This window comes from Nocardioides zeicaulis, assembly GCF_042432345.1.
Lineage (GTDB): Bacteria > Actinomycetota > Actinomycetes > Propionibacteriales > Nocardioidaceae > Nocardioides > Nocardioides zeicaulis.
This window is the reverse complement of record NZ_JBHLXH010000002.1, coordinates 756,934-768,867: the sequence shown is the minus strand read 5'-3', so window position 1 is coordinate 768,867 and position 11,934 is coordinate 756,934. Positions and strand designations below refer to the sequence as shown.

General features: G+C 71.6%; 11 protein-coding genes. 4 read left to right on the top strand and 7 right to left on the bottom strand.

From position 1 onward, the window contains the following. Positions 1-8 precede the first annotated feature (8 nt). A complete protein-coding gene (locus tag ACFFJG_RS18280; protein ID WP_378520209.1) occupies positions 9-1,205 on the top strand; it encodes an amidohydrolase in 1,197 nt (398 codons plus the stop codon). Here the strand turns inward: ACFFJG_RS18280 and ACFFJG_RS18275 are convergent. The 5 genes from ACFFJG_RS18275 to ACFFJG_RS18255 all read right to left on the bottom strand — a co-directional run bounded on the left by ACFFJG_RS18275 (position 1,180) and on the right by ACFFJG_RS18255 (position 7,788). Beyond that, positions 1,180-2,280: a PAS domain-containing sensor histidine kinase gene (locus tag ACFFJG_RS18275; protein ID WP_378520208.1), complete on the bottom strand. Its 1,101-nt coding sequence runs from the start codon at positions 2,278-2,280 to the stop codon at positions 1,180-1,182. The genes ACFFJG_RS18280 and ACFFJG_RS18275 overlap by 26 nt on opposite strands. A gap of 68 nt (positions 2,281-2,348) precedes the next feature. Further along, entirely contained in the window at positions 2,349-3,650 is a 1,302-nt protein-coding gene (locus tag ACFFJG_RS18270; protein ID WP_378520207.1) for an ABC transporter permease, read from the bottom strand. After that, positions 3,647-4,921 carry an ABC transporter permease gene (locus ACFFJG_RS18265; RefSeq protein ID WP_378520206.1) on the bottom strand — a complete coding sequence of 425 codons (1,275 nt, stop codon included), beginning with the start codon at positions 4,919-4,921 and terminating at the stop codon, positions 3,647-3,649. Before ACFFJG_RS18265 ends, ACFFJG_RS18270 begins: the two co-directional genes overlap by 4 nt. Beyond that, positions 4,918-6,441, bottom strand: a complete 1,524-nt coding sequence (locus tag ACFFJG_RS18260; RefSeq protein ID WP_378520205.1) for an ABC transporter ATP-binding protein — start codon at positions 6,439-6,441, stop codon at positions 4,918-4,920. Before ACFFJG_RS18260 ends, ACFFJG_RS18265 begins: the two co-directional genes overlap by 4 nt. Before the next feature lie 234 nt (positions 6,442-6,675). Continuing rightward, on the bottom strand, positions 6,676-7,788 hold the full coding sequence (locus ACFFJG_RS18255; protein WP_378520204.1) for a BMP family lipoprotein: 1,113 nt from the start codon (positions 7,786-7,788) through the stop codon (positions 6,676-6,678). 184 nt (positions 7,789-7,972) lie between these two features. On the opposite strand from ACFFJG_RS18255, the gene ACFFJG_RS18250 reads away from it, so the two are divergent. Next, complete coding sequence (locus tag ACFFJG_RS18250) at positions 7,973-8,416, top strand: cytidine deaminase (RefSeq protein ID WP_378520203.1); 444 nt, start codon at positions 7,973-7,975, stop codon at positions 8,414-8,416. Next, positions 8,417-9,700, top strand: a complete 1,284-nt coding sequence (locus tag ACFFJG_RS18245; RefSeq protein ID WP_378520202.1) for a thymidine phosphorylase — start codon at positions 8,417-8,419, stop codon at positions 9,698-9,700. 6 nt (positions 9,701-9,706) lie between these two features. Here the strand turns inward: ACFFJG_RS18245 and ACFFJG_RS18240 are convergent, their stop codons facing one another. Then, on the bottom strand, positions 9,707-10,159 hold the full coding sequence (locus tag ACFFJG_RS18240; RefSeq protein ID WP_378520201.1) for a MaoC family dehydratase: 453 nt from the start codon (positions 10,157-10,159) through the stop codon (positions 9,707-9,709). Positions 10,160-10,209: 50 nt separating this feature from the next. On the opposite strand from ACFFJG_RS18240, the gene ACFFJG_RS18235 reads away from it, so the two are divergent. Beyond that, positions 10,210-11,298: an adenosine deaminase gene (locus ACFFJG_RS18235; RefSeq protein ID WP_378520200.1), complete on the top strand. Its 1,089-nt coding sequence runs from the start codon at positions 10,210-10,212 to the stop codon at positions 11,296-11,298. Here ACFFJG_RS18235 and ACFFJG_RS18230 read toward each other — a convergent pair. Beyond that, on the bottom strand, positions 11,262-11,867 hold the full coding sequence (locus ACFFJG_RS18230) for a nucleoside/nucleotide kinase family protein (protein ID WP_378520199.1): 606 nt from the start codon (positions 11,865-11,867) through the stop codon (positions 11,262-11,264). The genes ACFFJG_RS18235 and ACFFJG_RS18230 overlap by 37 nt on opposite strands. Positions 11,868-11,934 lie beyond the last annotated feature (67 nt).

Sequence of the window (11,934 nt, the reverse complement as noted above, 5' to 3'; positions counted from 1 at the left end):
GGTCGGTCATGCCAACTCCTGAGCACCCCGCCACCGCCGTCATCTCCGAGGTCGTCGACAAGTACGCCGACGACCTCGTCGCGTTGCGTCGCGACCTCCACGCCCACCCCGAGCTGAGCTGGACCGAGTCCCGCACGTCCGACCTGGTCGAGACCGCCCTCGCCGACGCCGGCTGGCAGACCACCCGGCCCGAGGGCGGGGGAGTGCTGGCCGAGATCGGCACCTCCGGCCGCCTCGTGGCCCTCCGGGCCGACCTCGACGCCCTGCCCGTCGACGACCTGACCTCCGACCCGTGGAAGAGCACGGTGCCGGGCGTCGCCCACGCCTGCGGCCACGACGTGCACACCACCGGCCTCGTCGGCGCGGGCCTCGCGCTCGCCGAGGTCGCCGCCCGGGGCCTGCTCCCCGGCCGGGTGCGGCTGGTCTTCCAGCCCGCCGAGGAGGTCATGCCCGGCGGCGCGCTCCACCTCATCGCCAGCGGCGCCCTCGAGGGTGTCGACCACATCTTCGGCCTCCACTGCGACCCGAGCCTCGACGTCGGCCGGGTCGGGCTGCGCGAGGGCCCGCTCACGGGCGCCGCCGACGCGCTCACCGTCAAGCTCTCCGGCAAGGGCGGGCACACCTCGCGCCCCCACCTCACCGAGGACCTCACCTTCGCCCTCGGCAAGGTGATCACCGAGCTGCCCGCCATCCTGAGCCGCCGCCTCGACCCGCGCGCCGGCGTCAGCGTCGTGTGGGGCGCCGTGCGGGCCGGCCAGGCGCACAACGTCATCCCGCACACCGGTGTCGTCGCCGGCACCGTGCGGATGCTCGACGCCGTGGCCTGGGCCGAGGCCGAGCACCTCATCCGCCAGCTGATCACCACGATCATCGCGCCCTACGGCGTCGCGGCGGAGGTGACCTACCAGCGCGGCGTGCCGCCGGTCGTCAACCACCCGGTCTCCACCGCGATGCTCGGCACGGCGGTCGACGCGGTGCTGGGCTCCCACGGCCACGTCTCCACCGCCCAGAGCCTGGGCGGGGAGGACTTCGGGTGGTACCTCGACTCGATCCCGGGAGCGATGGCCCGGCTCGGGACACGCACGCCGGGCGGGCCGACGTACGACCTGCACCAGGGCAACCTGCGCGTCGACGAGGCCGCCACCGGCATCGCCGCGCGGGTCCTCGCCGAGGCGGCGGTCACCGCCCTCGCAGCGGCACGCTGAAGGTGAAGGTGCTGCCCTCGCCGGGGGTGGAGGCGACGTCGAGGCTGCCGTCCATCAGGTCGGCGAGCGAGCGGCAGATCGCCAGCCCGAGGCCGATGCCGGCGTCGGGGCGGGCGTAGCGGGCAGCCGAGCGCGCGAACGGCTCGAACAGCTCCAGCAGGTGGTCGGGCTCGATCCCCACGCCGGTGTCGGCGACCGTGAACTCGAGGCGTCCCTCGCCCGAGCGCACCCGGAGCTCGACGTGGCCCGCGCGGGTGAAGGTCAGCGCGTTGCGCACCAGGTTGGTCACGACCTGCGTCACCCGGCGCACGTCTCCGACCACGGTGTGCGGGACGGCGTCGTCGACGCTGACCCGCAGGGCGAGGCCGCGCTCGTCGGCCAGCGGCACCGCCCAGCGCGACACGTCGTCGACGACGTGTCGCGGGTCGAACGGGCCGGGGCGCAGCACCGTCTGGTGGGTCTCGAGTCCGGAGAACTCCAGCAGCTCCTCGACGAGGTGGAGCAGCCGCTCGCTGGAGCGGTGGACCATCCGCACGTGCCGCTCGACGGGTGCCCCGGGGTCGGCGTGCATGAGCAGGTCGGCCGCCCCGACCAGGGTGGCCAGGGGGGTGCGCAGCTCGTGGCTGACGGTGGCGAGGAAGAGCGTCTTGGCGGCGTTGGCCTCCTCGAGCTCGCGGAGCACCTGCTTGGCCCGCGTCACGTCCTCGGTGACGCCGTGGACGCCCACCACCTCGCCGTCGACGAGCAGTGGGATGCCCGTGCAGCGGAAGTCGACCAGCGCGCCGTCGCTGCGCACCACGCGCGCCTCGACCACCACGGGCTCGCCCGCCAGCGCGCGCTGGAAGGCCTCCTGCATCACCGGGTGGTCGTCGGGGTGGATCGTGTCGGCGAAGTGGGTGCGGCGCATCTGCTCCAGGCTCAGCCCGGTCATCTCGCAGGCGTGGGCGTTGGCCTCGGTGTAGAAGCCGTCACGGTCCACCGCGAAGACGGCGTGGGGGTGGTGCGTGACCATGGACGCGTACTTCTGGCTGCCGTGCGCCGCCAGGCTGCTCGCATCGAGCGGATGCGCGTCCATGTGTCTGGTCCTCCCCCGTGGCCCGTCGACGAGTCGACGGGCCACAGTAGATCACGGAGTGACGCTGGCTACTGCGACTTGTAGGCAACGCCGTCCGCGGCCGGGGGACGCGACCTTCCGACCAGCCCGGCCACCGCGAAGATGGTGACGAGGTAGGGCAGCATCAGCATGAACTGGCTCGGCACGGGGGAGCCGATCGCGGAGAGGACGCCCTGCAGGTTGGAGGCGAAGCCGAACAGCAGCGCGGCCAGCGTGGCGCGGATCGGGTCCCACTTGCCGAAGATGACGGCCGCGAGCGCGATGTAGCCCGCGCCGTTGGTCATCTCGCGGTTGAAGCCGGCCACGGAGACCAGGCTGAAGTACGCGCCTCCCATGCCCGCGATGGCGCCGGCGAGCAGGATCGTGCGGTAGCGGGTGCGGTTGACCTTGATGCCCACGGTGTCGGCGGCCTTCGGGTGCTCGCCGACGGCGCGCACGCGCAGGCCCCAGCGGGTGCGGTAGAGGGCGTACGTCACCACCACGACGACCAGGTAGAGCACGTAGACGAGCGCGGTCTGCCGGAAGAAGATCGGCCCGACCAGCGGGATGTCGCCAAGCACGGGCACCGGCACGCGGGAGAAGCGGTCGGGGGAGTTGAGCGACTCGGCGTTGGGCGTGAGGACCTGGCGGAACAGGAAGTTCGTCAGGCCGACGACCAGCACGTTGAGCACGACGCCGACGATGACCTGGTCGACGAAGTAGGTGATGGCGAACAGGCCGAGCACGAGCGCGACCAGGGCCCCGGCCAGCGCGGCCGCGACCAGGCCGGCCCACGGGGAGCCGGTCAGCGAGGCGGTGATCGCCGCGGCGAACGCGCCGAGGAGCAGCTGCCCCTCGATCGCGATGTTGACCACGCCGGCCCGCTCGCCGAGCACGCCGCCCAGGCCGCCGAACACCAGCGGGATCGCCAGCGCCACGGCACCGCCGAGCAGGCTGACCACCCGGATCCGGCCGTCGGCGGCGGCCCAGCTGAGGAATCCGACCATCCACGCGATCGCGAACACGATCGGGACCCACGTCGGCTGGCGCAGGCGCGCGACCGTGCGCCGCACCGCCTCGGCGGTGAGCGCGAGGCAGATCACGACCATCACCCAGGCCGTCACCATCGACGGCACCACGATGTCGGGCAGGGTCACGAAGTCGGTGTCGCTGGCCAGCTGGAAGGTCGTGTCACCGGCGTGGCTCGAGCGCAGCAGCACGAGGGCCAGCGCGACGGCGAGGACGCCGAGCGCGACGGGGAGCTTCTTGCCCGCGCCCCTGGTGGGGGTGACGGCGGCGTCGGGCGCCAGCCCGCCGCTCTCGGGCGCGGGCTGCTCGGTCACGGTGCTCACTTGGCCTCCTGGGCGGGCAGCCTGAAGATGGCGCGCACCAGGGCGGGTGCGGCGAGGAAGAGGACGATCAGCGACTGGATCACCAGCACGAGGTCGACCGAGATGTTCTGCGAGGCCTGCATGGTGAAGCCGCCGGCCTTGAAGGCGCCGAACAGGATGCCCGCCGCGAGGATGCCGAGCGGTCGCGACCGGCCGAGCAGCGCCACGGTGATGGCGTCGAAGCCGATGCCGGCGTCGATGTCGGTGGAGACGCCGCTGGTCACGGTGCCGAGCACCTGGTTGACGCCGGCCAGGCCGAGGAGGGCGCCGGCGATCATCATGACCACGACGTAGGTGCGCCCGACGTTGATGCCCGACGCGCGGGCGGCGTTGGGGTTCTCGCCGACGGCACGGATGCGGTAGCCGAGCGTCGAGCGCGTGAGCAGCCACCACACGGCCGCCACGGCGACCAGCGCGAGCACGAAGCCGAGGTGCAGGTTGAACCGGTCGCCCAGCACCCTGGGCAGGATCGCGGTCTCCTTCATCGGCGGCGACTTCGGGTTGACCGACCCGGGCGTGGCGAGCAGCCAGTCCTTGGTCAGCGCCCAGAAGAGCAGGTAGTAGCCGACGTAGTTGAGCATGATCGTCACGATCACCTCGTGGGCGCCGGTGCGGGCCTTGAGCAGACCGGCCAGGCCGCCCCACAGGGCGCCGAAGGCCATGCCCACCAGGATCGCGAGCGGCAGGTGCACGATCGTGGGCAGGTCGGTGCGGAAGCCGATCCACGCGGCGGCGCCGCCGGCGAGCAGCATCTGGCCGCGGCCACCGATGTTGAACAGGGCGGCGCGGAAGGCGATGCCGACACCGAGGCCGCCGAGGATCAGCGGGCCGGCGAACTTCAGCGTCTCGGTCAGCGGGCGCCACTGCTGGGCCGGGTCGTCGACGAGGTTGTTGAAGACCGCACCGCGGAACATCGCGGTGTACGCGCCGGACACGGCCTCCCACAGGGCGCTGAAGAAGTCGCTGGGGCGCGCGCCGATGTAGCCGAAGGTCTCGCGCACCGTCTCGTCGGTGGCGGCGATCATCACCGAGCCGACGAGGAACGCCAGGAAGACCGCGAGCACGCCCGACAGGGCGTTGCCCGAGGCGATCTCGCGCAGCACGCTGCGCGAGCGGTCCGCACGGGCGGCGCCGGCGTCCTCCGTGGCCTCCGTGGCACTCGTGGCTCCTGTGGCCTCCGTGGCCTCGACCGGGGTCTCCTGCTCCGGCTGGGGCTTGTCCGTGCCAGTCACGCGACCACGTCCTTCAGGTCCTTCGGGCGTTCGCCGGTCATCATCAGGCCGAGGGTCTCGCGGGGCGTGTCGGCCGGCACGATGCCGACCACCCGGCCGCGGTAGAGCACCATGATGCGGTCGGCCAGGGCCACCACCTCGTCGAGCTCGGTCGACACGACGAGGACCGGGATGCCGCTGTCGCGGGTCGCGACGATCTGCTTGTGGATGAACTCGATCGAGCCGACGTCGACGCCGCGGGTGGGCTGGGCGGCGACGAGCAGGCGCAGGTCGCGGGACAGCTCGCGGGCCACGACGACCTTCTGCTGGTTGCCGCCGGAGAGGTTGCCGGCCAGCGAGTCGATGTCGCGGGCCCGGACGTCGTACTCGCGGAGCTTCTCCTGCGCGAACGCCCGCAGCGCACCGATCTTGAGCGCGCCGTTGCGGACGAACGGGGACTTGAAGCTGCGGTTGAGCATGAGGTTCTCGGCGATGGTGAAGTTGGGCACCAGGCCGTCGACCTGGCGGTCCTCGGGGATGAACCCGACCCCGGCGTCGAGGATCCGGCGCGTGGAGCGACCGACGAGCTCCTGGCCGTCGAGGCGGATCGAGCCGGTGACGTCGTCCTGCAGGCCCAGCAGGGCCTCGGTGAGCTCGGTCTGGCCGTTGCCCTGCACGCCCGCGACCGCGAGCACCTCGCCGCCGCGGATGGTGAAGCTGAGGCCGTCGACCTGCACGTGGCCGGCGGCGTCGACGACGCGGAGGTCGTCGACGACCAGCGCGTCGGAGCCCAGCTGCGGCGCCTCCTTGTGCACGACGAGCTCGACCGGGCGCCCGACCATCATCGAGGCCAGCTCGGTGTTGCTCGCCTTGGGGTCGGCCTCGCCCACGACCTTGCCGTGGCGGATGACCGTGATGCGGTCGGCGACCTCGCGGACCTCGCGCAGCTTGTGGGTGATGAAGACGATGGCCTTCCCGGCCTCGCGGAGCTGGCGCATGATGTCCATCAGCTCGTCGGTCTCCTGGGGCGTGAGCACCGCGGTCGGCTCGTCGAAGACGAGGAGCTCGGCGTCGCGGGAGAGCGCCTTGATGATCTCGACCCGCTGCTGGACGCCCACGGGGAGGTCCTCGACGAGGTCGTCGGGGGAGACGTGGAAGCCGAAGCGCTCGGAGATCTCGGTGACGCGGGCACGGGCGGCGTCGTTGTCGAGGGTGCCGGCGAAGCCGGTCGACTCGTTGCCGAGCATGACGTTCTCGGTGACCGTGAAGACGGGGATGAGCATGAAGTGCTGGTGGACCATGCCGATGCCGGCAGCCATCGCGTCACCGGGACCGGTGAAGTGCTGCACCTCGCCGTCGATCTCGATCTCGCCCTCGTCGGCCTTGTAGAGGCCGTAGAGGACGTTCATCAGCGTCGACTTGCCTGCGCCGTTCTCGCCGAGCAGGCAGTGGATCTCGCCCGGCTCGACGGTGAGGGAGATCGAGTCGTTGGCCACCACGGTGCCGAAGCGTTTGGTGATGCCTCGCAGGACGAGTCTCATGGCATCGCATCCTAGGGGTCGGGACGTCTCGCGGGTGATCTGCGGGACCTGGTACGGAGGGGGGCGCGGGAGGGCGCGGGGAAGGGTAACCGCCGCGCGCCCCGCGGCTCGTGCCACAGATGTGCCAAAGGCGCGCGGCGATCTCTGGCAGGTCGGTGACATGCACGAGGGAGGCCGACGATCCCGTCGGCCTCCCCCGTGGTGGAGCAGGTGTGGAGCTGGTGGAGCAGGTGGTCAGCCGAGGTAGCTGTCGACCTTGATCGAGCCGTCGATGATGCCCTGCTTGACGGTGTCCAGCTTGTCGGCCAGGTCGGGGTTGACCTTGTCCTCGAAGTTGTGGAACGGCGCGATGCCGACGCCGTCGTTCTCCAGGGTGCCGACGTAGGGCTCGAAGTCGAACGTGTCGTCGCCCGCGGCCATGATGGCCTCGTAGGTCGAGACCTTCATGTCCTTGAGGATCGAGGTCATGACGTAGTCCTGGGTGGACGGGTCGGTCTCGTAGAGGTCGGCGTCGACGCCGACCATGGCGACGTCCTTGCCCGAGTCCTGGATCGCGGTGATCGCGCCCTGGTAGATCGGGCCACCGACGGGGAGGATCACGTCGACGTCCTGGTCGAGGACCTGCTTGGCGGTCGAGGTCGCGGCCTCGTTGGCCTCGAAGCCACCGGTGAAGGAGCCGTTCTTGCCGTCCCAGCCGACGACCTCGACGTCCTTCTTGTTCTCCTTGGCGTAGTACTCCGCGCCCTGGCGGAAGCCGTCCATGAAGATGGTGACGGTCGGGAACGGCATGCCGCCGTAGGTGCCGATCTTGCCGGTCTTGGTGTAGTCCGCAGCGGCGTAGCCGGCCAGGAAGGCCGCCTGCGCGGTGTTGTAGAGCAGCGGCTTGATGTTGTCGACGTCGGCCTTGCCGTCGAAGGTCTGGCCGTCGTCGCCGCCGTCGGCCGAGTCGTCGATGAGGACGTACTCGATGTCGGGGTTGGCCTTGGCGGACTCCTTGGTCGCCGCGGCGAGCGCGAAGCCGACCGTGACGATGGCGTCGCAGCCCTGGCCCACGAGGCTCTCGAGGTTGGGCGCGAAGTCGTTCTCGCTGTTGGACTCGACGGAGATGAGCTTGACGCCCAGCTCGTCGGCGGCCTGGGTGGCGCCCTCGAAGCTGAGCTGGTTGAACGACTTGTCGTCGAAGCCGCCCGCGTCGGACACGATGCAGGGCTGGAAGTCGCTCGCCTTGGCGTCGCTCCCGCTGCCGCTTCCGTTGTCCTCGGCAGGGGCGTCGCCGCACGCAGCCAGGCTGGCGCCGGCCAGCAGCGCCACGAGGCCGTTCGCGACGACCTTCCTCGTCTTGGTCACAATGCCTCCAGATTGATGAACCCCGGGATGGGGTCAGTGTTCGGGCGTCATGATGCCCGCGGATGAGTCACGCGTCACGAGGTTGGCGCCGTTCGAGATCGGTTTGAGACATAGAAGCCGCCGGAGATCTTTCGGCGGAACCTGCCAGTGACCGTGGGTCTCGCACATGCGACACACTGTGCGCGTGGAACAGGACGAGTGGGACGAGCTCAAGGCAGCGGCGGTCGAGGTGATGGGGCACGCCTACGCCCCGTACTCCCGGTACGCCGTCGGCGCCGCCGCGCGGGTGGACGACGGCCGCACCGTCGTCGGCTGCAACGTGGAGAACGCGGCCTACGGCGTGGTGCTCTGCGCGGAGTGCGGGCTGGTCTCCCAGCTGCACGCCACGGGCGGCGGCCGGCTGACGCACTTCGTGTGCGTCAACGGCGACGGCGAGGTGATCATGCCGTGCGGCCGGTGCCGCCAGCTGCTGTTCGAGCACGGCGGCCGTGACCTGCTGCTGTGGACCGTCTCGGGCATCCGGCCCATGGCGGAGGTGCTGCCCGACGCCTTCGGTCCCGACGACCTGGCGAAGACGGCAGCGACGACAGCAGCGACGACAGCGACGACGACGGAAGAGAGCAAGTAAGTGGCCGCACACGACGCCGTCGAGGTCATCCTCGCCAAGCGCGACAAGCAGGAGCTCACCGACAGCCAGATCGACTGGGTGATCGACGCCTACACCCGCGGCGAGGTCGCCGACGAGCAGATGTCGTCGCTCGCGATGGCGATCCTGCTCAACGGCATGAACCGCACCGAGATCGCCCGCTGGACCGCGGCGATGATCGCCTCCGGCGAGCGGATGGACTTCTCCTCCCTCTCCCGCCCGACCGCCGACAAGCACTCCACCGGCGGCGTGGGCGACAAGATCACCCTGCCGCTCGCGCCCCTCGTCGCCGCCTGCGGCGTCGCGGTCCCGCAGCTCTCTGGCCGCGGCCTGGGCCACACCGGGGGCACGCTCGACAAGCTCGAGTCGATCCCCGGGTGGCGCGCGGCGCTGAGCAACCAGGAGATGTTCGCGATCCTCGAGGACGTGGGCGCGGTCATCTGCGCCGCCGGTGACGGGCTCGCCCCGGCCGACAAGAAGCTCTACGCGCTGCGAGACGTCACCGGCACCGTGGAGGCGATCCCGCTGATCGCGAGCTCGATCATGAGCAAGAAGATCGCCGAGGGCACCGGCGCGCTCGTCCTCGACGTCAAGGTCGGCAGCGGCGCCTTCATGAAGGAGCTCGGCTCTGCGCGCGAGCTCGCCGAGACCATGGTGGCCCTCGGCACGGACGCCGGCGTGCACACGGTCGCGCTGCTCACCGACATGGCCACCCCGCTCGGCAACACCGCCGGCAACGCGGTGGAGGTCGCCGAGTCGGTCGAGGTGCTCGCCGGTGGTGGCCCCGCGGACGTGGTCGAGCTGACCCTGGCCCTGGCCCGCGAGATGCTCGCCGGCGCCGGGCGCAGCGACGTCGACCCCGCGGACAGGCTCGCCGACGGCTCGGCGATGGACGCGTGGAAGAAGATGATCCGCGCCCAGGGCGGCGACCCCGACGCCCCGCTCCCGCAGGCCCGCGAGACGCACGTCGTCCACGCCCCGGCCTCCGGCACGCTCACCCGCCTCGACGCGATGGCCGTCGGCCTGGCCGCGTGGCGCCTCGGCGCGGGCCGTGCCCGCAAGGAGGACCCGGTGCAGGCCGGTGCCGGCGTGGTGTGGCACGCGCGTCCGGGCGACCGGGTCACCCAGGGCGACGCGCTGTTCACGCTGCACACCGACGAGCCGGACCGCTTCGGGCGGGCGCTGGCGTCCCTGGAGGGCGGCTACGACATCGAGGACGGCGCGGACCTCACGCCGGGCCCGATCGTGCTCGACCGGATCGGCTGAGCCGCCTCAGGCCAGCAGCAGGACCACGTGCTGGGCGACGCACGCGGGCTTGGGTGCGCCCTCGATCTCGACGGTGTGCTCGACGATGAGCTGCTTGCCCGCGGGCAGGTCGCGGACCTCGCCGAACCGCACGTGCGAGCGCAGCCGGGCGTCGACGGGGACGGGGGAGGGGAAGCGCACCTTCTCCAGGCCGTAGTTGAGCCGGGCCCCGGGGGTCTCGAGGCGGAACACCTGCGAGGCGAAGTGGGGCAGCAGGCTCAGGGTCAGGAAGCCGTGCGCGATCGTCGTCCCGAAGGGCCCGGCGGCCGCGGCCTCGGCGTCCACGTGGATCCACTGGTGGTCGAGGGTGGCGTCGGCGAAGGCGTCGATGCGGGCCTGGTCGACCACGAGCCACTCGCTGGTGCCGATCTCGGAACCGGAGGCGGCGGCGACGTCGTCGAGCGAGGTGAAGGTGCGCATGGGGTCGAACATAGTGCTCGCCCGCGAGCGGGCACTGGTTGGATGGGCGGATGAGCACTCCCACGCGCGACCAGGTGCAGGCCGCACCCAAGGTCCTCCTCCACGACCACCTCGACGGCGGGCTGCGCCCGCAGACCATCGTCGAGCTCGCCGCCGAGATCGGCCACGAGCTCCCGGCGGCCGACCCGGAGTCGCTGGGGCGCTGGTTCACCGAGTCGGCCGACTCGGGCTCGCTGGTGCGCTACCTCGAGACCTTCGACCACACCGTCGCGGTCATGCAGAACGGCCCCGCGATCGCGCGGGTCGCCCGTGAGTGCGTCGAGGACCTGGCCGCCGACGGCGTGGTCTACGCCGAGGTGCGCTACGCCCCCGAGCAGCACGTCGGCGGCGGGATGACCCTCGACGAGGTCGTGGCCGCGGTCCAGGAGGGCTTCGACGCGGGCATGGCCGCCTCGGGCGGCAGGATCGTCGTACGCCAGCTGCTGACCGCGATGCGCCACCAGGCCCGCTCGATGGAGATCGCCGAGCTCGCCATCGCGTGGCGCGACCGCGGTGTCGCCGGCTTCGACATCGCCGGCGCCGAGGCCGGCTTCCCGCCCACCCGCCACCTCGACGCCTTCGAGTACCTCCAGCGCGAGAACGCCCACTTCACCATCCACGCCGGCGAGGCGTTCGGCCTGCCGTCGATCTGGGAGGCGATCCAGTGGTGCGGCGCCGACCGGCTCGGCCACGGGGTGCGGATCATCGACGACATCACCGTCCACGACGACGGCTCGGTCGAGCTGGGCCGGCTCGCGGCCTACGTCCGCGACCAGCGCATCCCGCTGGAGATGTGCCCGAGCTCCAACATCCAGACCGGCGCCGCCGAGTCGTTCGCCGCGCACCCGATCGGGCTGCTCACCGACCTGCGGTTCCGGGTCACCGTCAACACCGACAACCGCCTGATGAGCGGCACGTCGATGACGCAGGAGATGCACGGACTGGTGGAGGCGTTCGGCTACTCGCTGGGCGACCTGCGCTGGTTCACCATCAACGCGATGAAGTCGGCGTTCCTGCCCTTCGACGAGCGCCTCACGCTCATCGACGACGTCATCAAGCCCGGCTACGCCGCCCTCGAGGCGGCGGTCAGCTCGGCGTAGGCCCGGTCGCCGGTCGCCCGGCGACAGCCCGACCGCAGCGCGTGGGCGACCACGCGCTGCTGGTCGCGCATCAGCGCCAGCCCGCGGCGCACCAGCACCAGCGGGGGCTTGCGGTGCTCGCGCAGGTCGCGGGTCAGCCGCCGCCAGAAGGTGACGAGCGGGTGCTGGGTGATGCAGTACGCCGCCGCGAGCATCCCCTCCTCGCGGCAGGCGGCCACGACGTCGGGGGCGAAGATGCCCTCGGCGACGAACAGGCGGCTGTCGCCGAGGTCGACGGTGCGCGAGCCGCACCGGCCGTTCTGCGCGATCTCGTAGACCGGGACCTCGCTGCGGCCGGTCGCGCACAGCTCGCGGAGCGCGGCCAGGGCGTCCTCCCGGTGCCACGAGGCCGGGTCGTCCCAGTCCACCAGCCCGGCGTTGGCGCCGTGGGTGATGCGGGGGAGCGACGGGTCGTCGCCGTCCTTGTAGAAGTCGTCGAGCCGGAGGACCGGCAGGCCGAGCCGCTCGGCCAGACGCGACTTCCCGGCGCCGCTGGGACCGGCCAGGACGACCACCTGGGCTGTGCTCATGCTCACGAACTCTTTTCCTCGTTCGGCCCTCGGAGGGGTGGGCCGAGGACTAGTCTCGCCCAGACTT

Bases quoted from the DNA above. Each gene is read 5' to 3' on its own strand.
- ACFFJG_RS18230 (WP_378520199.1), bottom strand. From the start codon at position 11,867: ATGAGCACAGCCCAGGTGGTCGTCCTGGCCGGTCCCAGCGGCGCCGGG.
- ACFFJG_RS18260 (WP_378520205.1), bottom strand. From the start codon at position 6,441: ATGAGACTCGTCCTGCGAGGCATCACCAAACGCTTCGGCACCGTGGTG.
- ACFFJG_RS18280 (WP_378520209.1), top strand. From the start codon at position 9: ATGCCAACTCCTGAGCACCCCGCCACCGCCGTCATCTCCGAGGTCGTC.
- ACFFJG_RS18275 (WP_378520208.1), bottom strand. From the start codon at position 2,280: ATGGACGCGCATCCGCTCGATGCGAGCAGCCTGGCGGCGCACGGCAGC.
- ACFFJG_RS18235 (WP_378520200.1), top strand. From the start codon at position 10,210: ATGAGCACTCCCACGCGCGACCAGGTGCAGGCCGCACCCAAGGTCCTC.
- ACFFJG_RS18240 (WP_378520201.1), bottom strand. From the start codon at position 10,159: ATGCGCACCTTCACCTCGCTCGACGACGTCGCCGCCGCCTCCGGTTCC.